18 protein-coding genes, 2 tRNA genes and 3 rRNA genes are annotated in these 23739 nt (G+C 53.8%); 13 read left to right on the forward strand and 10 right to left on the reverse strand.

The window, feature by feature from the left end; genetic code table 11:
• Nucleotides 1-113 precede the first annotated feature (113 nt).
• The 5 genes from QYC28_RS04350 to mnmA are packed head-to-tail and all read right to left on the reverse strand — an operon-like array spanning nt 114 to nt 5463.
• Nucleotides 114-809 (reverse strand): N-acetylmannosamine-6-phosphate 2-epimerase, encoded by a 696-nt coding sequence (locus QYC28_RS04350; protein WP_286626769.1) that lies wholly within the window; start codon nt 807-809, stop codon nt 114-116.
• Nucleotides 806-3397, reverse strand: coding sequence for a TIGR03960 family B12-binding radical SAM protein (locus QYC28_RS04355; RefSeq protein WP_302679904.1), 2592 nt, complete (start codon nt 3395-3397; stop codon nt 806-808). Before QYC28_RS04355 ends, QYC28_RS04350 begins: the two co-directional genes overlap by 4 nt.
• Nucleotides 3398-3422: 25 nt before the next feature.
• Nucleotides 3423-4103: a hypothetical protein gene (locus tag QYC28_RS04360; protein ID WP_149818533.1), complete on the reverse strand. Its 681-nt coding sequence runs from the start codon at nt 4101-4103 to the stop codon at nt 3423-3425.
• A gap of 5 nt (nt 4104-4108) precedes the next feature.
• Complete coding sequence (locus tag QYC28_RS04365; RefSeq protein WP_149818535.1) at nt 4109-4339, reverse strand: DNA-directed RNA polymerase subunit omega; 231 nt, start codon at nt 4337-4339, stop codon at nt 4109-4111.
• 14 nt (nt 4340-4353) lie between these two features.
• Nucleotides 4354-5463 carry a tRNA 2-thiouridine(34) synthase MnmA gene (gene mnmA / locus QYC28_RS04370; RefSeq protein WP_149818537.1) on the reverse strand — a complete coding sequence of 370 codons (1110 nt, stop codon included), beginning with the start codon at nt 5461-5463 and terminating at the stop codon, nt 4354-4356.
• A 234-nt stretch (nt 5464-5697) separates the two neighbouring features.
• On the opposite strand from mnmA, the gene QYC28_RS04375 reads away from it, so the two are divergent.
• The 6 genes from QYC28_RS04375 (at nt 5698) to hisD (ending at nt 10615) form a co-directional block, all read left to right on the forward strand.
• The gene (locus tag QYC28_RS04375) at nt 5698-5982 is read left to right on the forward strand and encodes an RNA-binding protein (protein WP_149818540.1); all 285 of its coding nucleotides are present in this window, start codon (nt 5698-5700) and stop codon (nt 5980-5982) included.
• A gap of 102 nt (nt 5983-6084) precedes the next feature.
• Entirely contained in the window at nt 6085-7080 is a 996-nt protein-coding gene (gene ilvC / locus QYC28_RS04380) for a ketol-acid reductoisomerase (protein WP_149818542.1), read from the forward strand.
• 21 nt (nt 7081-7101) lie between these two features.
• Nucleotides 7102-8190 carry a Holliday junction branch migration DNA helicase RuvB gene (gene ruvB, locus QYC28_RS04385; protein ID WP_149818544.1) on the forward strand — a complete coding sequence of 363 codons (1089 nt, stop codon included), beginning with the start codon at nt 7102-7104 and terminating at the stop codon, nt 8188-8190.
• Nucleotides 8174-8650, forward strand: coding sequence for a DUF29 domain-containing protein (locus QYC28_RS04390; protein ID WP_149818546.1), 477 nt, complete (start codon nt 8174-8176; stop codon nt 8648-8650). Before ruvB ends, QYC28_RS04390 begins: the two co-directional genes overlap by 17 nt.
• 30 nt (nt 8651-8680) lie before the next feature.
• Nucleotides 8681-9178 carry a DUF29 domain-containing protein gene (locus QYC28_RS04395; protein ID WP_302679905.1) on the forward strand — a complete coding sequence of 166 codons (498 nt, stop codon included), beginning with the start codon at nt 8681-8683 and terminating at the stop codon, nt 9176-9178.
• A gap of 141 nt (nt 9179-9319) precedes the next feature.
• Nucleotides 9320-10615 carry a histidinol dehydrogenase gene (gene hisD, locus QYC28_RS04400; protein ID WP_149818550.1) on the forward strand — a complete coding sequence of 432 codons (1296 nt, stop codon included), beginning with the start codon at nt 9320-9322 and terminating at the stop codon, nt 10613-10615.
• A gap of 6 nt (nt 10616-10621) precedes the next feature.
• Here hisD and QYC28_RS04405 read toward each other — a convergent pair whose 3' ends face one another.
• The 3 genes from QYC28_RS04405 to QYC28_RS04415 form a co-directional block, all read right to left on the reverse strand.
• Nucleotides 10622-11719 carry an ArsA-related P-loop ATPase gene (locus tag QYC28_RS04405; protein ID WP_149818552.1) on the reverse strand — a complete coding sequence of 366 codons (1098 nt, stop codon included), beginning with the start codon at nt 11717-11719 and terminating at the stop codon, nt 10622-10624.
• 1065 nt (nt 11720-12784) lie between these two features.
• A complete protein-coding gene (locus QYC28_RS04410; protein WP_149818554.1) occupies nt 12785-14182 on the reverse strand; it encodes an IctB family putative bicarbonate transporter in 1398 nt (465 codons plus the stop codon).
• Nucleotides 14183-14213: 31 nt separating this feature from the next.
• The gene (locus QYC28_RS04415) at nt 14214-14504 is read right to left on the reverse strand and encodes a hypothetical protein (protein WP_190278222.1); all 291 of its coding nucleotides are present in this window, start codon (nt 14502-14504) and stop codon (nt 14214-14216) included.
• Nucleotides 14505-14803: 299 nt separating this feature from the next.
• Here QYC28_RS04415 and QYC28_RS04420 point away from each other — a divergent pair.
• From QYC28_RS04420 to QYC28_RS04450, 7 genes are all read left to right on the forward strand, one after another.
• Nucleotides 14804-16293, forward strand: a 16S ribosomal RNA gene (locus tag QYC28_RS04420).
• A gap of 117 nt (nt 16294-16410) precedes the next feature.
• Nucleotides 16411-16484: transfer RNA gene (locus QYC28_RS04425), tRNA-Ile, on the forward strand.
• Between the two features lie 11 nt (nt 16485-16495).
• Nucleotides 16496-16568 (forward strand) — tRNA-Ala (locus QYC28_RS04430).
• A gap of 144 nt (nt 16569-16712) precedes the next feature.
• Nucleotides 16713-20327, forward strand: a 23S ribosomal RNA gene (locus tag QYC28_RS04435).
• Nucleotides 20328-20452: 125 nt separating this feature from the next.
• Nucleotides 20453-20569, forward strand: a 5S ribosomal RNA gene (rrf, locus tag QYC28_RS04440).
• Together the 16S, 23S and 5S rRNA genes with 2 tRNA genes alongside form the textbook arrangement of a ribosomal RNA operon.
• Before the next feature lie 169 nt (nt 20570-20738).
• Entirely contained in the window at nt 20739-22061 is a 1323-nt protein-coding gene (locus tag QYC28_RS04445) for a S41 family peptidase (RefSeq protein ID WP_399363193.1), read from the forward strand.
• The gene (locus QYC28_RS04450; protein WP_149818561.1) at nt 22061-22384 is read left to right on the forward strand and encodes a helix-turn-helix transcriptional regulator; all 324 of its coding nucleotides are present in this window, start codon (nt 22061-22063) and stop codon (nt 22382-22384) included. The genes QYC28_RS04445 and QYC28_RS04450 overlap by 1 nt, the downstream gene beginning before the upstream one ends.
• On the opposite strand, the gene QYC28_RS04455 is transcribed toward QYC28_RS04450, so the two are convergent.
• Both QYC28_RS04455 and QYC28_RS04460 read right to left on the reverse strand, forming a co-directional pair.
• A complete protein-coding gene (locus QYC28_RS04455; protein ID WP_149818563.1) occupies nt 22381-23514 on the reverse strand; it encodes a cob(I)yrinic acid a,c-diamide adenosyltransferase in 1134 nt (377 codons plus the stop codon). The genes QYC28_RS04450 and QYC28_RS04455 overlap by 4 nt on opposite strands.
• Before the next feature lie 34 nt (nt 23515-23548).
• Nucleotides 23549-23728, reverse strand: a complete 180-nt coding sequence (locus tag QYC28_RS04460) for a hypothetical protein (protein ID WP_149818565.1) — start codon at nt 23726-23728, stop codon at nt 23549-23551.
• Between the last annotated feature and the right edge of the window lie 11 nt (nt 23729-23739).

Here is a 23739-nt window from a genome sequence, read left to right on the forward strand (position 1 = left end):
TGGCTCCTAGGCTAACGATGTATCTTTAGCTACGGATTCTATCTTGCCACAAACTCTCGTTTATCGGTCGGAATATAGAGGAAAATATACAAACCGATAGAATTGGATAGGATTTAGGGTTGAGAATTTTCAATCGTCGTTGCCTTTAGGGTCTGGACATACTGCTGCACCTTGAGGTCAATACCCGTAATATCCGTGCCCACGACCACTGCCCAAGCGCCCAAATTCAAGGCTTTTGCAGCCATTGTGGAACTGGCAATCCCCCCTTCACAGAGAATAGGGACATTGAGGTGCTCAACAAGCTGACTCAGGAGCGCCCAACTGGGGGGTGGGGTATGCGCCGTGGTTTCGGTGTAACCAAAGAGGGTCGTGCCCACCCAATCAGCACCGGCAGCAACCGCCGCTTCAGCACTTGCAAGGGAGTCAATGTCGGCCATGACGGGCTTGCCCAGTTCATCGTGAATTCGCTGAATCAAGTCCTGTAGGGGTTCAGGGCGCGATCGCGCTGTGGCATCGAGGGCAATCACATCGGCACCGGCAGCAGCAACGGCCACTGCATCGGCAAAGCGAGGCGTAATATACACGGGGTACTCGGGCAACACCTGTTTCCAGAGGCCAATAATGGGCACCTTTACCGCTTGGCGCACCGCCTGAATATGGGCTGGGGTATTGATGCGCACGGCCACTGCCCCCCGTAAAACAGCGGTTTTTGCCATGGCTGCAATAATCTCTGGGACGGCTAGGGGAGAATCGGGCGGTGCTTGGCAGGAGACAATCAGACCGCCGCGAATTTGCGTTGCTAGGTTCATGGTGTCTCTAAATGCAATTTCTGGCGGGCGATCGCCCCCAGTTCTAAGGCGTGACCACTGACCTTCTCTAGTAAATAAAGACAATGCTCTGGCCGCAGGAATGTGCCATCGTTGCGACAGACCCCCGTGTAGATCAGGCTCATCATCGGCCAGTGGTCTTGGTGCTCCTTGAGGCGGATCTCCAGCAGGCGATCGCGCAAATTCACCACTTGGGTTTTCCCTGACTTGGTGGTTAGCTCATAGAGAATTTCAGGGGTGGCTCGCAAATCCTCTAACCACTGTTGCCAAGTGCCCCGCTCCACGGGTTCAGGGGTACGGATGAGCAGTTCATAAGTAGCTGCCCGCAGGGCTTGACTCGCTGCCGGTTCACTTAAGGGCACCACTTCCCAAGTGTAAAGGGGCACCTCCGCCGGCAGTTGTTGCCGCAATTGCTCCAGCACCGTTGGCGGATCCACCTCGCGATAAAATTCCAGATCAATAATTTCGCCATAACTGGTCACCCCAAGGGGCAAGGCGCTGGCGGTGGAGATGCGGGGTGAAGGATGAAATCCCCCCGTAAAGGCAATGGGTAGATGGGCACGGCGTACTGCTCGCTCAAAGAGGCGCAGTAGATCTAAATGGCTGAGAAGCGTCATTTCCCCAGTTTTCCCAAAGGTGAGGCGCAGACGTTGCACCCGTTCTTGGGGGGCTTGGGGCTGACCTTGAATGGACGGAATCGGGGGGGGCGGCACGACCACGTTATGGCCAAAGTCAATGCCACAGACGCCACAATGGGAGCAGCCCTCAAAGGAACAATCGGGAACGACCACCGCTTCTAGGGCACGGTGCAAGTCTTCCTTCAGCCATGTTTTACTAATGCCCGTATCAATGTGATCCCAAGGCAGGGGAGCATCGAGGTTGTGGCTGCCACCACTAAAGACATTCCACTCACCCGCTTCCAGTTGACGGTATTTCCAGTCCAGACCAGCTTCTTGAATGGCTTGCGTCCAAGCGGCATAGGCGCGATCGAGGCTTTCCCACCAAGAATCTTCCCGTGCCCCCAATTCCCACGCGCGGCGGATCACTGGCCCCAGTTGGCGATCGCCCCGACCGACAAAGTCTTCCATTGCTGAGATGCGCACATCGGTAAAGTTGGCCTTCAGCCCCTTGATCGTGCGGAATTCCGCCTTCAGTAGCTCCTGTTTGCGTAGAAACTCACTGGTGGAGACCGCGTGCCACTGGAAGGGCGTATGGGGCTTGGGGGTAAAGTTGGAAATGGTCAGGTTAAAGCTCAGGGGTTTGCGTCCCTTGATCCAGCATTCTCGCTTCAGCCAACGGATCGTTTCAGCAATGCCTAACACATCGGCATCGGTTTCCCCCGGCAGGCCAATCATAAAGTAGAGCTTGACCTTATCCCAGCCCTGTTCGTAGGCAGTTTTGACCCCCCGCAGCAGTTCCTCATTGGTCAGACCTTTGTTAATAATGTCCCGTAGCCGCTGTGTTCCCGCTTCCGGGGCAAAGGTCAGTCCCCCTTGGCGCGTGCCCCCCACAATATGGGCAATGTTTTCATCAAAGCGATCCACCCGCTGGCTGGGGAGTGAGAGGGAGATGTTCTCGTTTTGCAGGCGGTTTTTAATTTCCACACCCACGGCGGGCAAAGCCAAGTAGTCGGAGCAACTTAACGACAGTAGCGAAAACTCGTTGTAGCCCGTGGCGCGCATCCCCGTTTCAATGGCAGCAATCACCTCATCGGGGGCAACATCGCGGGCAGGGCGGGTGAGCATCCCCGGTTGGCAAAAGCGACAGCCGCGCGTACAGCCCCGGCGAATTTCCACCGTCAAGCGATCGTGAACGGTTTCTACATAGGGCACCAAGCCAATGGCATAGTGGGGCATCGGGGTAGCTACTCGCCGCAAAATGCGCTCAGGCACATCGGGGCGATTGGGTTTAACAGAGCCATCCCCTTGGCGATCGTAAAATTGCGGCACATAGACCCCCGGCACCTGTGCCAAATCCAATAGCAAGTCCTGCCGACTCAAGCCGGCTCGTTTGCCTTCTGCCACCACGAGGCCAATTTCGGGCAAGAGTTCCTCGCCATCCCCAAGGGCAAAAAAGTCAAAGAAGTCAGCGTAGGGTTCAGGGTTTGATGTCGCTGTCTGTCCACCGGCAAAGATAAGGGGAATCTCTTCTAGGGGTGCCTGTTGGCGTTCTCGCCAAGTCAGGGGTAAGCCAGCCAAGTCGAGCATTTCCAGAATGTTCGTGGCACCCAACTCATAACTGAGGCTAAAGCCAATGAGGTCAAACTCCCGCAGGGCACGGCGCGATTCCACAGCAAAAAGGGGAGTTTGGGTCACTCGCAATTTGGCGGCTAAATCCGCTGCGGGTAAGTAGGCGCGATCGCACAGTTGATCGGGGACGGCATTGAGAATGTTGTAGAGAATAATGTGTCCTAAGTTCGAGGCGCCCACCTCATAGATTTCCGGATAGCTGAGCACCCAGCGCACCGTTGCGGCCTGCCATGGCTTATGAACCGCCCCTCGCTCATTGCCCAAATAGCGAGCAGGTTTGAGAATCTCTGGGGTGAGCAACTCAGTAATCGGAACAACCATGACTCATGAACCCAATTGCAAACATCTAGGGCAGTAAAAAACGGGATTCCCCAGTGGGCATCGGGCGGGGGGGTTCGGGGGGCGCCAAAAGTCCAGCACTGCCAGGTTGGGGAACGGGGGGCAAAACGGTGGGAGGTCTCGATGTCGGTTCTGGCAGTGTTGTTTGGGGTTGGGGACGCTGGGGCGTAGTCGTGGGTAACCCCGCTTGCTGGGCGTAGAAGGTGGCCAGTGTGCTCACCAAGGCATCCCGTTGTTGGCGATTGAGTTGGCGAATAGCAGCAATATCCCCTTCCATGGGGTTGACTGTCAGGTAAGAACGTCCCGGATAGGTTTCTCCCCGCAGGAAGTCATTCAGCCCCAAATAGTCAGCAAGGGAAATTTTCCAGTCAAAACGGTAGAGGGGCGATCGCCCTTTGACAGTGGTGTGATAGACAATGAATCGCTCAAGGAGGGTACTCTCCGGCGCGGGCTGACGATTTTCTTGGCGGATATAGTGGTTTTCCTTCGGTAAAGCGGGCAATTTGGGATAGAGGGTTTCTGCCACCAGCCGCGGGTTAATGAGAATTTGGGCAGTGGCATCGGGTAGGTTGGGGTCAGGTTGCGATCGCCCCACACTCCAAGTACTGCTCAGGGGCAACCACAAAAGTGCCAGCAAGCACCCCCCCGTCACCCAGCCCAAAAACGTCCAGCCCCGTCGTCTTCCCATGGCGCCTAATCTGCCAGTAACTCCGGTTGAGCAATTTCATCGGACATTTCGATAATGGCACGGGTCACCGGCTTCAGGGGCAGATCATCGAGATCTTCACTGGCCTCTAGCCCCCGCCGCTGTTTCGCCCGGTTGGCAATTTGCACCGTAATCCGATAGCGATTGGCGGAGTGCTTGATTAATTCTTCCGCTCGGCGGTTAATTTCCAAGGCTGAGTAATGAAGGCGCTTTTGCATGGTCAGTCTTTTCCTTAAACGTGGGTGGCCATTGCTTGTAGGGGTTGTGGTGTCGGTGTCACAAAGGGCTGGATAATGCCGCCCCCCAGCAGGCGATCGCCCGCATACCAAACCGCCGCTTGCCCCGGCGTTACCCCAAATTGCGGTTCAGCAAACTCCAATTGTACCTGCTCAGCGTTGGCAGCGGGAATGATGGTTACCGGCACCGGAGGAGTACGATAGCGAATTTGTACCGTGGCTGTGATCGGTTCTGTGGGAGGGGGAATCGAGACCCAGTTCACCCGGGCCACTGTACACTCACGACGGCCGGCGGTGGCACGATCGCCGACAATGACGCGATTGTGTTCCCGATCTAAGGCCACCACATAAAGCGGTTCAGGTGCCGCAATTCCCAAGCCTTTGCGCTGGCCAATCGTATAGTGGTGAATCCCCTGATGGTACCCCAGCACCCGGCCATGGACATCGACAATTTCCCCTTGCTGACTGGGCAGATACTGATCCAAGAATTGGCGCATGGAGCCATGGGCTTCAATCAGGCAGAGATCTTGGCTTTCCGGTTTACTGGCGGTGTGCAGGCCATACTGCGCCGCGAGGGCACGGGTCTGCGCCTTGGTTTGCTGACCAAGAGGAAACAGCACATGGGCCAGAATCTCTTGGGGCAAGTCATAGAGAAAGTAGCTTTGATCCTTATGACGATCCACCGCCCGCCACAGTTCATAGCGATCGCTCGTGGGATTGTATTTCACTTGGGCATAATGCCCGGTAGCAATGTAGTCAATCCCCAGTTGCTCACGGCTATAGGCGAGCATCGGCCCAAACTTCACCAAACGGTTGCATTGGGAACAGGGCAGCGGTGTCACCCCACTGGCGTAGCCACTGACCAGATAGTTCACAATATATTTCTCGAAAATTTCGCGGCTATCCACAATATGGTGAGGGACTCCCAGCTCCTCACAAAGACGCGCCGCATCCACTAGCCCCTCAGAGCAGCACTGCCCCTTACCCTTCATCAGCCACAGCGTCAGACCAACAACGGGGTACCCTTGAGCTTTGAGGCTAGCAATGGCCACGGAACTATCAACACCGCCGGAAAGGCCAACAACAACCGCCGGTAAATCGGACATTGTTAAGATTCACAAAAAATCTACCTCTTTTAGGGTAGCATCCCTACTTTCGCAGCGCAGGCCATCGCAATCGGCTATAATCGGGAGACAAGGTTGGCGAGTAATCGCCGCTTGAGTTTTTTAAGTAGAGCGATTCTTGAGTTCGGTTTTAGGGAAGGTTGGTTACGTGACAGTCGTCTCTCCGAAGTCAGCGTCAACACATGGTTCAATTTTTGCTTTGGAGCAGATCAGATTATGTCTATTTATGTCGGCAACCTTTCCTACACGGCCACCCAAGAAGACCTAGAGGCCGTTTTTGCCGAGTACGGTTCCGTCAAACAAGTCTACTTACCGGTGGATCGGGAAACAGGCCGTAAGCGGGGCTTTGGTTTTGTGGAAATGTCCACGGATGCTGAAGAAGAGGCGGCGATCGCTGATCTCGACGGTGCCGAGTGGATGGGACGGCAACTCAAGGTCAACAAGGCACGCCCCCGTGAAGCCATGGGTGGTGGCAACAATCGTTATTCCCGTAATCGCTAACTCCCGCAACTAGCCCTCTAGGAGGTGCTATATCGGCTCTGCCAATGTGGTAGAGAAATAATAACGACCTGCTGAATGCAATTGGAAAGGAACATCATCACTATGGCGCGCATGTATTACGACGCAGATGCCCAATTAGAACTCCTCAAGGACAAAACGATCGCCATCATTGGCTATGGCTCCCAAGGCCACGCCCATGCCCTCAACCTGCGGGATAGCGGTCTCAATGTTGTGGTGGGTCTCTATGCCGGCAGTCGTTCTGCAGAGCGTGCCCGTGCCGATGGTCTAGCGGTGCACTCCGTGGCGGAAGCTGCGAAACTGGCCGACTGGATTATGATTCTTCTGCCCGATGAAGTTCAGCGGGTTGTTTATGAGCAGGAGATTGCCCCCCACCTGCAAGCGGGGAATGTCCTTTCCTTTGCCCACGGCTTTAACATTCACTTTGGCCAAATTGTGCCCCCCGACAATGTGGATGTGGTGATGGTGGCGCCCAAAGGCCCCGGTCACCTCGTGCGCCGCACCTATGCCCAAGGGGAAGGGGTACCCTGCCTGTTTGCGGTCTATCAAAATGCCAGTGGTCAAGCCCGCGATTTAGCCATGGCTTACGCCAAGGGGATTGGAGGCACCCGTGCCGGCATTCTGGAAACCACCTTCCGCGAAGAAACAGAAACCGATCTGTTTGGTGAGCAAGTGGTGCTCTGTGGTGGCCTCAGCGCCCTGATTAAGGCTGGCTTTGAAACGTTGGTGCAGGCCGGTTATCAGCCAGAGCTGGCCTACTTTGAGTGTCTCCATGAAGTGAAGCTGATTGTGGATTTGATTGTGGAAGGGGGGCTTGCCAAAATGCGGGACAGCATCTCCAACACCGCAGAATATGGCGACCTCACCCGTGGCCCACGGATTATTACCGAGGAGACCCGCGCGGAAATGCGCAAAATTCTCCACGAAATTCAAACGGGTCAATTTGCCCGTGAGTTTGTGCTGGAAAATATGGCGGGTAAACCGGGCTTTACTGCAATGCGGCGACGGGAGGCAGAACACCCCATTGAACAGGTGGGTCAAGAACTGCGTTCCATGTTTAGCTGGTTAAAACGGGCTTAAGCTTTGCCCTAGGGGGCACCAATGGCGATTATTTCATCGCAAAATTCACCGCCGGAGCGATCGCGCCCCCCTTCACTGCTTTCCAATCAACCCACCCCAGAGGAACAGCACTCGCCGGCTGAAGAGTCCCTACGTCCCCGCTCTTTGCAGGACTACATTGGCCAGCAGGAACTAAAAGATGTGCTGCACATTGCGATCGAGGCAGCCAAGGCACGCCAAGAACCCCTTGATCACCTGCTGCTCTATGGCCCGCCGGGCTTAGGGAAAACCACCATTGCCTTGATCTTAGCGGCAGAAATGGGGGTCAACTGCAAAGTGACCAGTGCCCCAGCTTTGGAACGCCCCCGCGACATTGTGGGTCTCTTGGTGAACCTGCAAGCGGGGGATATTCTCTTTATTGATGAGATTCACCGCCTCTCCCGCATGACCGAGGAACTCCTCTATCCCGCCATGGAGGATTTTTACCTTGATCTCACCGTGGGCAAACAGCAAACGGCACGCACGCGACGACTGAAACTCAATCGCTTTACCCTTGTGGGAGCAACCACCCGTGCCGGTGCGTTGACCTCACCCTTGCGCGATCGCTTTGGTTTAGTGGAGCGCTTGCGCTTTTATCATCCCGAAGAACTCCAGCAGATCGTTCAGCGGGGGGCAGCCCTCTTACAAACTCCCATTACTCCTGAAGCCGCTCTAGAAATTGGCCGCCGCAGTCGGGGTACCCCCCGCATTGCCCTGCGGCTCCTGAAGCGGGTACGGGATTATGCCGCTGTGAAACACGATGGCACGATTAGCCTAGAGGTGGCTACCGCTGCCCTTGAACTGTTCAATGTGGATCCAGCAGGCTTGGATTGGAGCGATCGCCGGCTCCTCAGTCTGATGATTGAGTCCTATCAAGGCGGGCCTGTGGGCATTGAAACCCTTGCTGCAGCCACTGGTGAGGATGTGCAAACCATTGAAGAGGTCTATGAACCCTACCTGCTCCAGATGGGCTATCTGCAACGAACCCCCCGAGGCCGCGTTGCCACTCCCCGCGCTTGGCAACACCTAGGCTATACTCCACCAGAGAACCAGTTGCCGTTGTTATCTCGTCCCCATGACCCCTTGTCTTAAGACCCAACTCCTCTATGAGACCGACTATTACCTTTGGCTTAAGGAGACCGTTGCCCAACTCAAGGCAGGGGACTTCGACAACTTAGATGTGGAAAATTTAATTGAGGAGATTGAGAGCTTGGGTCGAAGCGAAAAACGCGCCCTATTCAGCTATCTACTGCGTCTTTGTGAGCATCTTCTCAAGCTCAAATACTGGGAAACTGAGCGACAATACTGCTATAGGGGTTGGCTGTTGGAGATTAGTCATTTCCGTTTAGAAATTGCACTAATTTTGCAGGATAGCCCCAGTCTTCAGCCATTTGCAAAGGCATCTTTCCTAGATTCCTATCAAAAGGCAAGGAAAAATATGCTGAAGGTGATTGGGTTATCCCCTGACGTGATTCCGGAAGTCCCCGACTTCACAATGGAGGAAGCTCTAGACGAGGAGTGGCTGCCTTGGCAATCTGACCTCAATTCATAGAATCCACTGGCCTTCGAGAAGTATTCTGGTATGACCTCTCCCATTAAAACTAAGCCTGCATCCCTCTACACCGCAGACTATTACCTTTGGCTTAAGGAGACCGTTGCCCAACTCAAGGCAGGGGACTTCGACAACTTAGATGTGGAAAATTTAATTGAGGAGATTGAGAGCTTGGGTCGAAGCGAAAAACAGGCGATCGCGAGCTATTTAATGCGACTCTGTGAGCACCTCCTCAAAATTAAATACTGGGACACGGAACGGGAATACTGCCTGCGGGGTTGGCAACGAGAAGTGATGAATTTTAGACTGCACATTCAGGAAATACTCGAAGCTAGCCCTAGCTTGACATCCTTTGTACAGGAGATTTTCATCAAACAATATCGCAATGGGAGAAAACTCTTTCTCAGCGCTAGTGGGGTGAATCCTCATTTGATTCCTGAAGCCCCCGAATTTAGCCTTGAACAAGCTCTCGATCAGAACTGGCTGCCTTGGCAATCTGATGCGAACTGCGAAGGCTCAGTCTCGTGAATCGCGATCTTGCCCTAAGCACTCGTTGTTGGCCAGCCTTAGCCCGCCCCTGTAATTGGAAAATCGCTGTAAGCTATTGATAGGGTTGATTAAGGCTTTTTAACCTTTCCCCGACTCTCTGCCTCGCCTACGTGAACGACCATGTTGCGGATCATCACCCAGTTAACAGACCTACGCGCTGAACTACGCCGCATTTGCGATCGCACCGATAGCGGGGAGATGAGCGAACAACAGGCTACCGTTGAGGCAATTTTGCGCCGTGTGGCCAAGGAAGGCGATCGCGCCCTGATTGAGTACACTGCCCAGTTTGATCACATTGACCTCACCCCCGAAACATTACGAGTGAAAGGAGATGAACTGGATGCTGCTTACCAACAGGTGTCCAAAGAACTCCTCGATGCCATTCGCCTCGCCAAGCAGCAAATTGAAGCCTTCCACCGCCAGCGCGTGCCCAAAAGTTGGGTGCAATTTGGTGAAGATGGCATTGTCCTCGGCAAACGCTACACTGCTGTTGATGCTGCCGGACTGTATGTGCCGGGGGGACGGGCTGCCTATCCGAGTACGGTGTTAATGAATGCAATTCCCGCTCAGGTGGCCGGTGTGCAGCGGATTGTCATGGTCACCCCTCCCGGTCAGGGCAAAGGTATTAATCCTGCGGTTCTCGTTGCCGCCCAAGAAGCGGGAATTCAAGAGATTTATCGCGTTGGTGGCGCCCAAGCCATTGCTGCCCTTGCCTATGGCACAGAAACGATTCCGCGCGTGGATGTGATTACAGGGCCGGGAAACCTCTATGTCATGCTTGCCAAAAAGCAAGTCTATGGGCGGGTTGGTATTGACTCCCTAGCAGGGCCTTCAGAGGTCTTAATCATTGCCGATGAGGCGGCCAATCCTGTTCACATTGCCGCTGATTTGCTAGCTCAAGCAGAACACGACCCCTTGGCAGCGGCCATTTTACTGACTCCGAGTTTGCCCCTTGCAAAGGCGGTGGTTACAGCGGTGAACGAACAATTGGCTGACCATCCGCGCCGGGTTCTCACCGAGAAGGCGATCGCCCACTACGGGTTGATTGGCATTGTCGAGAGCCTAGAACAAGCGGTAGAACTCTCCAATCACTTTGCCCCTGAACATCTGGAATTGGAAGTCGAAGACCCTTGGAGCCTTGTCGAGCAGGTGCGCCATGCCGGTGCGATTTTCCTCGGCTATTCCACCCCTGAAGCGGTTGGCGACTATCTCGCGGGTCCCAATCACACCCTGCCCACCTCTGGTGCCGCCCGTTATGCTTCTGCCTTGGGTGTAGAAACGTTCCTCAAACACTCCAGCATTATTCAATACACCCCTGCCGCCTTGCGCAAACAGGGGGGAGCGGTCATGACCCTCGCTGAAACAGAAGGCCTGATTTCCCACCGCGACTCCGTGCGTCTGCGCCTTGAACCTTAGAAAGTCTTAGAAACTGACGATCAAGTAGGGGGCTTCAAATTTACCCCCGCGAACCGGTTTGCCCTTCAAGCTAGGGGGCAGTTCAATGTGGCGTCGCTGATCGCCAGCCTCCACCGTCAGTTCCCCACTAAACTCGCTGAGTTTCACCTGTTCTTTGCGAAATCCTGGCAGGAAAATGCGCACCTGCTGTTGCGTCTCATCAAACTCATGGGGAGCCGGTGCCGCTCCTAGCTGGTTCAAATCTGGAAGATAGGAAACAAGATTTTGCCAGTTGTTCCAGTCTTTAGGAAGAGCGGAAATGCGTAGCGGTGCAAACGTGCGGCTGACCTCTGGCGTGGGTTCCCCCATACAAAAGACCTCAGAAATGGGGACATTCACCTGTTGAGCACTGCCCCATAGCCATTGGGTTTGAGCCGTTGAGATCACTGTGCCATCGGTTAGCAGAAACACCGATAACCGTTGTGAATCTGCGGCAATCTGTACACCGCGATCGATCCACTCCTTCGCCTCACCGAAACGCTCCCGCACTTTTTGGGTGTCAATATTGGCCGCCATAATTGCGCTGGCGATCGGCCCCCCAATCGCATTGGCGATCGCGTTGAGATCCAGTTGATCCAGCAAACGTTGAAAGCGGCGATAGTACCATGCCAATCCTTGGGGCAACCCAATCAGCCGCAGTGTATCTTGACTATTCCCACCCACGTAGACAATCACATCGTACTCACCGCTGCTGTAGTGCACGCGCAGCGCATTTAGGGTCAGCAAAGTATCCATCCCCGGCAAGATCACCAATTCGCCTGCATAAACCTTACCCACCAACTCTTGGGGCAAATAGGGTTCCACCAAACGGCTGAGTTCTTGCCATGCGGTGTTGAGACTTTCAGTAGCCAGCAGCTCAGCGATCGCTAATCCCTCCGACAGCAACTTGGGTTGCCAACCAATCGCCTGATCTGGACTGCCAATGAAAAATTGCAGGGAAGTGGCTGGACTCGGCACTGCTAACAAGGTTCGCTGCTGTCGCCCGGCAAACCACTGGGCAATAGCCAGACCCAGTGCTGTTTGTTGTTCTGGGGTTGCTCCTAAGAGAGTAACAATGCGTGTCATGGCAAGTTTGAGGACGATAGTTGCTTGGACTATCCTATCGGCAAACGGCTATCCCAAGGTTCTCTAGACAACCCCTCATAAAATCGCTTCTATGGGCAGCAAAATCCCCTCAACGATAAAGCTACTTACTAGGGCGATCGCCCTCCTTCTAGGGGCTTCTAGACCCTTCTCAGGCCAAAAAAATTTTTCGCGGCGCAAACAGATCCCTATTAGAGCATCCTGAACCTAAATTCAAATCCTTTTTCACAGTTTTCCCCAAGTTCCCCAAAGTTTTCCCCAAGCACTTGGAAGTTCTGATCCTCTAGCCATCTCAACCCTTCGTTTTGTTCTTGTCTTCCTAATGTTTCCCAGTGTCACAACCCTCTCAACCAAGATTTCCTCAAGCTCTAAGACAGCTTCAGACTAACCCCACATGCCCCAAATCACATCTTTATTTTTCTCTGTCAGAATCTTATTCCCCTTAGATCTAGGGATCTACTACTACTAAATTATTTAAATAATATTTATAGTAGTAGTAGGGGCTGTGGAAATGTGGAAAAATTTTCGGAAACCCGCTTGCAGAGCGACTTTGAGCCACTTCCCCCCTGTGGAAAACTTGTGGAAAAAGTGGGGGGTTTTTCCACAGGCCATTATCTTAGTGGAAAAAGAATAAAAAGTTTTCCACAGTTTTTCAGAGTTTTTCCGGGGTTTTCCACAGGTTTTCCCCAGAATTTTCCACAGGCTTTTTGGAGTTTTCCACAGGCTAGGGGGGGAAGATTTCCGTATTTCTACGATTCCCCTTGCCGGCGATCGCTCGCACACTGAAAAAAGAGATTGTGCCAACCGATACGAACGTTCCTGTGGACTCCCTGATGTTTTCCCTAGAATGCCCCATAGCCAGTCTTGAGCAAGTGATTGGTCATCTTCCTCCTGTTGAGCAGATTCGGATGCTGATGTACCACCCTTACTTCACCGGTCGCTGCCCTGCGTGTCGGCAACCTATCCATCACTCCCAACTCAAGATAGGTCAGTGCCATTGCTCCCACTGTGGCTGGCAAGATCAAGCGGGCGATTCCGAGCTTATGCCTAGGTTGACGGCTCAGCATCCAGACCGTTAGCGGCTGTATTCTCTGTTCGGTCTGCCAACGGTGCAAAGCTGGCAACGATCGCCACCATCAGCCACCAAAGGGTAGCCACCTCCGGGCGAAACCAAATCGTATCTACCAACCCATGGGTCAGCATTCCCACCATGCTTGCCACAGCTCCCATCAACCAGAACCCTTGAGGGTTTGCTGTTGTTCGTAACGCCTGCAAACAACGCCACGCGCGATCGGCGAGCACCGCCAACAACCAGAGAAAGACACTAAAGCCCATCACCCCCACTTCCACAAGGATTTCCAGAAAGATGGAATAGGCACTCAAGGCCGTAAAGCGCACATTCACCTGATACAGCGGGTAAATCTGGTTAAAGGCCACATTCCCCGGTCCAATGCCGAGCCAAGGCCGTGCCCAAATCATCTGTTGCACTGCCGTCCAAACATTAATGCGGAAATTATTGCTACTGTCCCCTCGGGCAACAAAAATACTCGCTGCTCGCTCCCGCAGCGGCGCCACACTCACAATCGCACCAATACAGAGGGCGATCGCCAGCCCCCCCACAGTCGGCACCCCCCAACGCCGCCATTGCAGCGGTAACCTTGGCCAAAACCAAATCCCCAGCAACCCCACCCCAGCGATCGTCGCCGCAACCAACCCCAACCAACCACCACGGCTAAACGTCAATATCAGGCTTGCTGTATTCATCCCCAGCATCACCACCGCCAACAGCTTTGGCAGCCAGCCTCGCCACACCGCGATCGCCGCCGCACTCAACGGCACACTAGGCAACAAATAACCCGCCAACAGATTGGGATTTCCCAAAAAGCTATACACCCGTGTCACATTTGCTAAGGCCGACTCTGGATCCGTCCACGTCGCCAACGGCTCCGCCCCAAAAATCCACTGCCGTATCCCCTCCACACTCACCAGCAACGCCGTCAGCAGATAGACCGTCAGCAAGCGCGATCGCCACCGCTCATTGCGCATCACCCGCTCCGCCAGCGCAAAAAACAGCAAGTACAACGTCAGCTTCGACAACCCCACCATCGCCGCCCGAGGAACCGGCGACAACACCGTTGCCAACAGCGCAATCCCCCAATACAGCAGCACCAGCAAATGTACCCCCGACCAGCGGCCTTCCCGTTCCCCCGCCAGCGTCCACAGCAACCAAAACCCACCCCCTGCTGCCAGCAGCATGCCAATCATTCCCGACGGCATCAACGGCGCCAGTACCAGCACCAAGCCCACCAGCAGCGCCGCACAATGTGGCAGCCATCGCCCCAGCCAACTCTTCTCCTGCCATCCTTGGAGCAAGCCCAAAAGCCGCCCCACCCCACTGTGGCTTCGCCACCCCTCCATATCCAACCGCCGCAGCAGCACATCCATAGCACTATCCCTTAAGCACAGGTATCGTCGATCAGCTTACGCCCAAGCACCGTTGCTGAAAATCCTCCCAAGGAATTCCGCGCTCCAAATACACCGGCGCACTAGGCGTGTAGGGACTACGCAGCCGATCCACCGCCACAATCACCGCCTCCTGCGGCAAAAGGGGAACATCCGCATCCACCACCGTTGCTCCCGTCAACGACGACGACACCCCCTTAAAGATCAGCACCACCTCCTCTTGCTCCCCCACCTGTGCCTCCACCAGCAACACCTCCTGCGGATGGGCACGACTATAGGCCTCCAGCAGCGCCAACGCTGACATGCTCACCCCCCTGAAACGAAAATCTGAAAAATTTTTTAGCCCCAAAAGCCGCTTGTAGAGAGCGTTTCAGCCAAATCCAGAAAAAAATCCGAAAAAATCTCGAAAAAGGGGTTGACACGCCTATGTAGGCTTGTTAGATTGATAAAGCACTCGATGAGGCGCGCAGCCGAAACGAGTCCTGAACCTAGACAAATCAACGTTTGAAAGCCAAAGCGTTAACCCTCGTCAAGGTACTCAAGTAAGTACATTTTCGATGTAGGTTACACCTACTAGAGCAAAAAGTCAAATTCTCTTTCTTCAAAATGGAGAGTTTGATCCTGGCTCAGGATGAACGCTGGCGGTCTGCTTAACACATGCAAGTCGAACGAGCACTTCGGTGCTAGTGGCGGACGGGTGAGTAACACGTGAGAATCTACCCTCAGGAGGGGGATAACGGCTGGAAACGGCCGCTAATACCCCATATGCCGCAAGGTGAAATCTTTTTTGGCCTGGGGATGAGCTCGCGGTGGATTAGCTAGTTGGTGGGGTAATGGCCTACCAAGGCGACGATCCATAGCTGGTCTGAGAGGATGATCAGCCACACTGGGACTGAGACACGGCCCAGACTCCTACGGGAGGCAGCAGTGGGGAATTTTCCGCAATGGGCGAAAGCCTGACGGAGCAAGACCGCGTGAGGGATGAAGGCCTTTGGGTTGTAAACCTCTTTTCTCAGGGAAGAACACAATGACGGTACCTGAGGAATAAGCCTCGGCTAACTCCGTGCCAGCAGCCGCGGTAAGACGGAGGAGGCAAGCGTTATCCGGAATTATTGGGCGTAAAGCGTCCGCAGGTGGCTTTCCAAGTCTGCCGTCAAAGCCCGAGGCTTAACCTCGGATCGGCGGTGGAAACTGGATCGCTAGAGTGCGTCAGGGGTAGGGGGAATTCCCGGTGTAGCGGTGAAATGCGTAGATATCGGGAAGAACACCAGTGACGAAAGTGCCCTACTGGGACGTTACTGACACTCATGGACGAAAGCTAGGGGAGCGAAAGGGATTAGATACCCCTGTAGTCCTAGCCGTAAACGATGGACACTAGGTGTTGCTGGTATCCACTCCAGCAGTGCCGTAGCCAACGCGTTAAGTGTCCCGCCTGGGGAGTACGCACGCAAGTGTGAAACTCAAAGGAATTGACGGGGGCCCGCACAAGCGGTGGAGTATGTGGTTTAATTCGATGCAACGCGAAGAACCTTACCAGGGCTTGACATGTCGCGAATCCTGCGGAAACGTGGGAGTGCCTTCGGGAACGCGAACACAGGTGGTGCATGGCTGTCGTCAGCTCGTGTCGTGAGATGTTGGGTTAAGTCCCGCAACGAGCGCAACCCTCGTCCTTAGTTGCCAGCATTCAGTTGGGCACTCTAGGGAGACTGCCGGTGACAAACCGGAGGAAGGTGGGGATGACGTCAAGTCATCATGCCCCTTACGTCCTGGGCTACACACGTACTACAATGCTGTGGACAGAGAGTTGCCAACCCGCGAGGGCGAGCTAATCTCTTAAACCACGGCTCAGTTCAGATTGCAGGCTGCAACTCGCCTGCATGAAGGCGGAATCGCTAGTAATCGCAGGTCAGCATACTGCGGTGAATACGTTCCCGGGCCTTGTACACACCGCCCGTCACACCATGGGAGTTGGCCACGCCCGAAGTCGTTACTCTAACCCGCAAGGGAGGGGGACGCCTAAGGCAGGGCTGATGACTGGGGTGAAGTCGTAACAAGGTAGCCGTACCGGAAGGTGTGGCTGGATCACCTCCTTTTAAGGAGACCCAATCTGTTCAGGTCGCAACGTCACCTTATTTAGAACAGATTCAATGCGGTCTAAGCACGAGGTTGACCTTGGCTTTCAAACTCTGCTAGGTTAAGCAGACAGGCATGGGCTATTAGCTCAGGTGGTTAGAGCGCACCCCTGATAAGGGTGAGGTCCCTGGTTCGAGTCCAGGATGGCCCATACACATGCCTGGGGGTATAGCTCAGTTGGTAGAGCACCTGCTTTGCACGCAGGGGGTCAGCGGTTCGAGTCCGCTTACCTCCACGTCATTCCATCAAAGGTTGACGTGTCTGCACATTAAATTTCAGCGACAGAACCTTGAAAACTGAATAGCGATTAGTCAGGTAGTTATCTTGGATAGGACAATCACTTGTCCTATCTAGAAACACAGACACCAATGTTGACTGTGGTCAAGCTACAAAGAGCCTACGGTGGATACCTAGGCACACAGAGGCGATGAAGGACGTGGATACCGACGATACGCTTCGGGGAGCTGGAAACAAGCTTTGATCCGGAGATTTCCGAATGGGGCAACCCAGTGACTCTAACGCCAATCCATAACGTTAGAGGGCGAACCTGGCGAACTGAAACATCTTAGTAGCCAGAGGAAAAGAAAGAAAACTCGATTCCCTTAGTAGCGGCGAGCGAAAGGGGAACAGCCTAAACCAACGGGCTTGCCTGTTGGGGTCGTGGGACAGCAACGTGGAATTGAGCGGCTAGACGAAGTAGTGGAATGCTACACCAGAGAAGGTGAAAGTCCTGTAGTCAAAAGCTTAACAATCCTAGCTGTATCCCGAGTAGTCCGGAGCACGTGGAATTCCGGATGAATCTGCGAGGACCACCTCGTAAGGCTAAATACTCCTGTGTGACCGATAGCGCATAGTACCGCGAGGGAAAGGTGAAAAGAACCCCGGAAGGGGAGTGAAATAGAACATGAAACCGTAGGCTTACAAGCAGTCGAAGCTCGATTTAACGAGTGACGGCGTGCCTGTTGAAGAATGAGCCGGCGACTTATAGGTACTGGCAGGTTAAGGCAAGAATGCCGAAGCCATAGCGAAAGCGAGTCTGAATAGGGCGTTTGTCAGTATTTATAGACCCGAACCCGGGTGATCTAACCATGGCCAGAATGAAGCTTGGGTAACACCAAGTGAAGGTTCGCACCGACCGATGTTGAAAAATCGGCGGATGAGCTGTGGTTAGGGGTGAAATGCCAATCGAACCCGGAGCTAGCTGGTTCTCCCCGAAATATGTTGAGGCATAGCGGTTGTGATTATAGCAGGGGGGTAAAGCACTGATTCGGTGCGGGCTGCGAGAGCGGTACCAAATCGAGTCAAACTCTGAATACCCTGTGTACACACAGCCAGTCAGACGGTGGGGGATAAGCTTCATCGTCGAGAGGGAAACAGCCCAGACCACCAGCTAAGGTCCCTAAATCATCACTAAGTGGCAAAGGAGGTGGGGATGCTCAGACAACCAGGAGGTTTGCCTAGAAGCAGCCATCCTTAAAAGAGTGCGTAATAGCTCACTGGTCAAGCGTTCCTGCGCCGAAAATGAACGGGACTAAGTGATGTACCGAAGCTGTGGACTTACTACGTAAGTGGTAGGGGAGCGTTCTGCATTAGTTTGAAGCACTAGCGTAAGCAGGTGTGGACGAGGCAGAAGTGAGAATGTCGGCTTGAGTAGCGAAAACATTGGTGAGAATCCAATGCCCCGAAACCCCAAGGGTTCCTTCGGAAGGCTCGTCCGCGAAGGGTTAGTCGGGACCTAAGGCGAGGCCGAAAGGCGTAGTCGATGGACAACTGGTCAATACTCCAGTACTCATCTTGGTTCGTGCAGAGGGACGGAGAAGGCTAGATCAGCCGGATGTTGGTTACCGGTTCAACTGTCCGAGGTGTTGAGGAGCGGTGAAAACGCTCTGAGCTGAGGCAGGAGTACGACCCACTACGGTGGGGAAGTGATTGATGTCATGCTTCCAAGAAAAGCTCTAAGCACGTTAAGCCAAGATACCCGTACCCGAAACCGACACAGGTGGGGGGGTAGAGTATACCAAGGGGCGCGAGATAACTCTCTCTAAGGAACTCGGCAAAATGGCCCCGTAACTTCGGGAGAAGGGGTGCCACCGAGAGGTGGTCGCAGTGAAGAGGCCCAGGCGACTGTTTACCAAAAACACAGGTCTCCGCTAAGTCGTAAGACGATGTATGGGGGCTGACGCCTGCCCAGTGCCGGAAGGTTAAGGAAGCTGGTCAGCGCAAGCGAAGCTGGCGACCGAAGCCCCGGTGAACGGCGGCCGTAACTATAACGGTCCTAAGGTAGCGAAATTCCTTGTCGGGTAAGTTCCGACCCGCACGAAAGGCGTAACGATCTGGGCGCTGTCTCGGAGAGAGGCTCGGCGAAATAGAAGTGTCTGTGAAGATGCGGACTACCTGCACCCGGACAGAAAGACCCTATGAAGCTTTACTGTAGCCTGGAATTGGGTTCGGGCTTTGCTTGCGCAGGATAGGTGGGAGACGTTGAAGTATCCCTTGTGGGGGATATGGAGTCGCCGGTGAGATACCACTCTGGCAAGGCTAGAATTCTAACCTTCTGCTGTTAGCCAGCGAAGGAACAGTTTCAGGTGGGCAGTTTGACTGGGGCGGTCGCCTCCTAAATGGTAACGGAGGCGCGCAAAGGTTCCCTCAGGCTGGTCGGAAATCAGCCGTAGAGTGCAAAGGCATAAGGGAGCTTGACTGCAAGACCTACAAGTCGAGCAGAGACGAAAGTCGGCCTTAGTGATCCGACGGTTCCGCGTGGAAGGGCCGTCGCTCAACGGATAAAAGTTACTCTAGGGATAACAGGCTGATCTCCCCCAAGAGTTCACATCGACGGGGAGGTTTGGCACCTCGATGTCGGCTCATCGCAACCTGGGGCGGTAGTACGTCCCAAGGGTTGGGCTGTTCGCCCATTAAAGCGGTACGTGAGCTGGGTTCAGAACGTAAATCATTGCGTCACTTCACAGTAATGTGGAGCAGCAAACCGACTAAAATCGGTAGAATCTTAATCAGTGACGAACGGCTGATTAAGACAATACCGAGGGTAAGCAAGAGTCTCGTGACAGATGATTTAACGCTGAGTTACATTGCTGGTTTTTTGGATGGTGATGGTTGCATTAATCTACAACTGGTGCGACGTAAGGATTACGTCCTTGGTTATCAAATTCGCGCTAGCATCACTTTCTTTCAGTCTTCTTCGCATCGTTCCTTCTTGGAGTGGTTAAAGTCTATTTTCCAAGCAGGGTTTGTGAGAGACCGAAAAGATGGCTTAAGCGAGTATGCAATTGTTGATGCGCCATCTGTCTTAGAAGTGCTGCTAACTCTTCGCAGCTACCTTAAACTCAAGAAGCCACAATGTGATTTAGCAATTACTGTTCTACAGGAAGTTGTTCAATCAAGGCGATTAACGCCAGAACAATTCCTAAAACTTGCTCAGCAGGTGGATCAATTTGGTGAACTGAATGCTTCCAAAAAGCGTTCGATTCGCTCTGATCAAGTGGAGCAGTTTCTGAGATCACGACAACTCTTGATCCCGTAGAGACTGAAGCCTAGGCTTGAGTTAGCCATCAAGCGTAAGCTGAGATGTTCTGAAGTTGTCAGAGACATCAAATGTCGGCTCCTGATTCGTTAGTGGCGAGAGTCAGGATGAAGATATAGTCCATGCTCGTAGTGATACGAGAACAACATGCGTGAGACAGTTCGGTCCATATCCGGTGCAGGCGTAGGAGCATTGAGAGGAGTCCTCCTTAGTACGAGAGGACCGGGAGGAACGCACCTCTGGTGTACCTGTTATCGTGCCAACGGTAAACGCAGGGTAGCCATGTGCGGAGTGGATAACCGCTGAAAGCATCTAAGTGGGAAGCCCACCTCAAGATGAGTGCTCCCATGGCATAAGCCAGTAAGGTCACGGGTAGAACACCCGTTAATAGGCTCTCGATGGAAGTCCAGTAATGGATGAAGTCTAGGAGTACTAATAGACCGAGGGCTTGACCTCATCAATCAACAGGTGTCTGATTCAATTAACTATACTGACAATCGCTATTTAGTTGAAAGGTTATTTACGCTGAATTTATCTAGCAACTCTTGAGTCTAGGTTCTCAATTTAAAAATAATGCTTTGCCTAGTGCCTATGGCGCGACGGAACCACGCTGATCCATCCCGAACTCAGAGGTGAAACGTCGCAGCGGTGAAGATAGTTGGAGGGTTGCCTCCTGCAAAAATAGCTCGGTGCTAGGCAAAATATTCAAACCACCCCATCTAGATTTTCTAGGTGGGGTCTTGATTTTTAAGAAATGTTTAAGGGATGATCGGTTTTGGATAGAGGAGTGACATTGATGGGTAGTTCGGTCTATATTGCATCAAATATCGCTCTCCTCAAAAGGTTTTTAGGGTCATGCCTCAATTCATGCGTTTGATGGGTCTTCGGCACTGGATGCGGGTGGGTTCCTCGGTGGTGGCAGCGGTGCTGGCGGCGGCGTTACCAGGCTATGGACGAATGCAGGATAGCCCCAAGATGTTGGTGGATGAGGTGTGGCAAATTGTGCAGCAGGAATATGTGGATGAGTCGTTTAATCAGGTGGATTGGCTGGCGGTACGGCGGCAACTTTTGGCGCAGCGCTACACGTCGCGGCAGCAGGCCTATGCAGCTATTCGGGGAATGTTGCAGCAGTTGAATGACCCCTATACGCGCTTCATGACTCCAGAGGAGTTTACGGCTTTGCGCACGCAAACGTCGGGGGAAGTTTCGGGGATTGGTATTCGCTTGACGGTGGATGAAAAGACACAACAGTTGACGATTTTGGAGCCGCTGGAAAATTCACCTGCAACTAAGGCGGGAATTCGGGCGGGCGATCGCCTGCTGGCCATTGATGGTCACTCTACTCGGCGGATGTCGATTGAGGAGGCATCGCGGCGGATTCGGGGGCGGGTGGGGACTCCCATTGAACTTCAGTTGTTTCGCCCTAATCGCGGTACCTTTCGCCTGACGCTGACACGGGCATTGATTGAACTCCCTGCGGTGCGATCGCTGGTGAAGGAGGAAGGCGGTGCCCGCATTGGCTATATCTATCTGAGTGAATTTACTGCCCATGCAGCGGATCAGTTGCGCGCGGCGATTCGCAAGCTAGAGGCGGAGAAGGTGGAGGGGTTTGTTTTGGATTTGCGAGGGAATCCAGGAGGACTATTGCAGGCAGGAATTGATATTGCCCGCATGTGGTTGAATCAAGGTTTGATTGTGCGTACGGTCGATCGCAGTGGCCACAGTGAGCAGGCACGGGCGAATCAATCGGCATTGACGAATTTGCCCCTCGTGGTTTTGGTGGATCACCGCTCTGCTAGCAGTAGTGAAATTCTCACAGGGGCATTGCAGGATAACGGTCGTGCGATTGTGGTGGGCACGCCAACCTACGGTAAGGCCTTGGTACAATCCATTCATCAATTGAGTGATGGTTCAGGATTGTCGGTGACGGTTGCTCATTACTACACGCCCAATGGCACGGATATTAACCGCACAGGGATTACGCCGAATGTAATGGTGACGCTGCCGCAGGAGGTGAGTACCAATCCCCGTTTGTGGACGACAGCAGCCGATCGCCTGTACCAAGCAGGAGTGGCTCAATTGCGCCAAGCCATTTATCGCAGTCAAGCGCCTAAGCCCATGAATACGGCTCAAACAGGGGAGCAGGAGCAGTTTCGCCAACCCCTTGGTGTCCCTTGTCCGGTGCAGTGATGGTTGTTTCAGAGATTGATCAGGAATACCCCGCTGAGATTCAATTGGCCTTCCATGCCCTTGGGGAGCCGTTGCGGTTGAAGGTGATTGAGATTCTGCATCGGGAGGAGCTGTGTGTCTGTGATCTGTGCGATCGCCTGCACCTGACCCCCTCAAAACTCTCGTTTCATCTGCAGGCACTGCGGCGAGCCAATCTCGTGCTGTCGCGTCAAGAAGGGCGGTGGGTCTATTACCGCCTCAATCGTCCCCAATTTGAAGTCCTAATGGCCTATTTGCAGCAGTTTACGGTGGGGGAAACGGTGCTGGCTCGCATCTGTTCTTAAAAATCAACGCCGCGCTTGAGATCAACGCCTTTTTCAGCATAGTGCTTGTGGCAGATCATCTCCGAGTGGACGCTGGCGAGTTCAAAGTAGGCGGGGGGATATTTGCAGCGACCGGTAATAATGATTTCAGTGGTGCGGGGCTTGCGCAGGAGCGTTTGCACAATCGGTTCGATGGGGAGAAGCTCGAGGTCAACGGTGGGGTTGAGTTCATCGAGAATAATCGTTTTGTAAAGACCAGAGGCAATGGCAGCTCGAGCAATTTCCCAGCCGCGTTCGGCTTCAATGTAGTCAATTTCCTGCTGCTGACCGCGCCAAACAATGGCATCCCGACCACAGCGGTGGTGATCGACTAAATGGGGATAGCTTTCCTTGAGGGCAGCGATCGCCGCATCTTCGGTATAGCCCTGCCCCCCCTTGAGCCACTGCAGAATCAGGACACGGTGGGATTGATCGCGGCTAATTCCTTTGCCGATTGCCTGAAGGGCTTTACCGAGGGCACTGGTGGACTTGCCTTTGCCGTCACCCGTATAGATTTCAATGCCTTCAATGCCCTGTTCTTGAGCCGTAGGATGCACAAGGGGACGCATCTCGGAGTGGAGGTCAGCAATTTGCAGGAGTTGGGCAGGAGCACCCCGGCCAGTAGCAATAATTTCTAGGTGTTCGGGCTTGCGGCGGAGGGTGTTGACAACTTCATCAACGGGCAAAAGGCCTAAATCTAGGACGGGGTTGAGTTCATCTAAAACAATGACGGAATAGAGACCAGAGGCGATCGCCCCCTTGGCAATATCCCAGCCCCGCTGTGCCTCTTGGCGATCGAACTTGGTAATTTGCTCGGCAGTAAAGTATTCAGCGCGGCCAGTGCGCACTTGGTCAATGAGGTGGGGAAACCCGCGCTGCAGCGCTTCAATGGCGGCATCTTCGGCATAGGCACGGCCAGGTCCTTTGAGAAAGCGCAACAGGAGTACCCGAGTGGGCCAAGCAGAGGCAATACCCAGACCAATGGAGCGCAGAACAACCCCGAGGGCAGCTTGGGATTTGCCCTTACCAGCACCGTCATAGACGTGGAGTTGACCGCTCACCCGTCCGGGGCGAATCTGAGCGGTTTGAATGCCAATACCTGCACGGGTCATAGGGGTGTGAATCAAAGAACCTAGAGGGATTGTATCAAGGGCGGGGTGGGGTTTTGAGAACAACGGCTTCAACCGTTAGATCTGTGGTAGTGGTGGCGGTAATCGCCCAACGCAGGGGCTGACCATGGGCTTGCAGCGCCTGTTCGATAGCCTCATGGAAAGGCGAGGAAAGGCTGTGTCGGGGTAGGGTCAGACGGATAAATTCCGTTTGCATAGGTTTTGCTT

It is taken from the genome of Thermosynechococcus sp. HY596, from assembly GCF_030518715.1.
Taxonomy (GTDB): Bacteria; Cyanobacteriota; Cyanobacteriia; order Thermosynechococcales; family Thermosynechococcaceae; genus Thermosynechococcus.

Bases quoted from the DNA above. Each gene is read 5' to 3' on its own strand.
- QYC28_RS04405 (WP_149818552.1), bottom strand. From the start codon at position 11,719: ATGACACGCATTGTTACTCTCTTAGGAGCAACCCCAGAACAACAAACA.
- hisD (WP_149818550.1), top strand. From the start codon at position 9,320: ATGTTGCGGATCATCACCCAGTTAACAGACCTACGCGCTGAACTACGC.
- ilvC (WP_149818542.1), top strand. From the start codon at position 6,085: ATGGCGCGCATGTATTACGACGCAGATGCCCAATTAGAACTCCTCAAG.
- QYC28_RS04415 (WP_190278222.1), bottom strand. From the start codon at position 14,504: ATGTCAGCGTTGGCGCTGCTGGAGGCCTATAGTCGTGCCCATCCGCAG.
- QYC28_RS04455 (WP_149818563.1), bottom strand. From the start codon at position 23,514: ATGACCCGTGCAGGTATTGGCATTCAAACCGCTCAGATTCGCCCCGGA.
- QYC28_RS04410 (WP_149818554.1), bottom strand. From the start codon at position 14,182: ATGGATGTGCTGCTGCGGCGGTTGGATATGGAGGGGTGGCGAAGCCAC.
- ruvB (WP_149818544.1), top strand. From the start codon at position 7,102: ATGGCGATTATTTCATCGCAAAATTCACCGCCGGAGCGATCGCGCCCC.
- QYC28_RS04365 (WP_149818535.1), bottom strand. From the start codon at position 4,339: ATGCAAAAGCGCCTTCATTACTCAGCCTTGGAAATTAACCGCCGAGCG.
- QYC28_RS04355 (WP_302679904.1), bottom strand. From the start codon at position 3,397: ATGGTTGTTCCGATTACTGAGTTGCTCACCCCAGAGATTCTCAAACCT.
- QYC28_RS04375 (WP_149818540.1), top strand. From the start codon at position 5,698: ATGTCTATTTATGTCGGCAACCTTTCCTACACGGCCACCCAAGAAGAC.
- QYC28_RS04360 (WP_149818533.1), bottom strand. From the start codon at position 4,103: ATGGGAAGACGACGGGGCTGGACGTTTTTGGGCTGGGTGACGGGGGGG.
- QYC28_RS04460 (WP_149818565.1), bottom strand. From the start codon at position 23,728: ATGCAAACGGAATTTATCCGTCTGACCCTACCCCGACACAGCCTTTCC.
- QYC28_RS04390 (WP_149818546.1), top strand. From the start codon at position 8,174: ATGACCCCTTGTCTTAAGACCCAACTCCTCTATGAGACCGACTATTAC.
- QYC28_RS04350 (WP_286626769.1), bottom strand. From the start codon at position 809: ATGAACCTAGCAACGCAAATTCGCGGCGGTCTGATTGTCTCCTGCCAA.
- QYC28_RS04445 (WP_399363193.1), top strand. From the start codon at position 20,739: ATGCGTTTGATGGGTCTTCGGCACTGGATGCGGGTGGGTTCCTCGGTG.
- QYC28_RS04450 (WP_149818561.1), top strand. From the start codon at position 22,061: ATGGTTGTTTCAGAGATTGATCAGGAATACCCCGCTGAGATTCAATTG.
- QYC28_RS04395 (WP_302679905.1), top strand. From the start codon at position 8,681: ATGACCTCTCCCATTAAAACTAAGCCTGCATCCCTCTACACCGCAGAC.
- mnmA (WP_149818537.1), bottom strand. From the start codon at position 5,463: ATGTCCGATTTACCGGCGGTTGTTGTTGGCCTTTCCGGCGGTGTTGAT.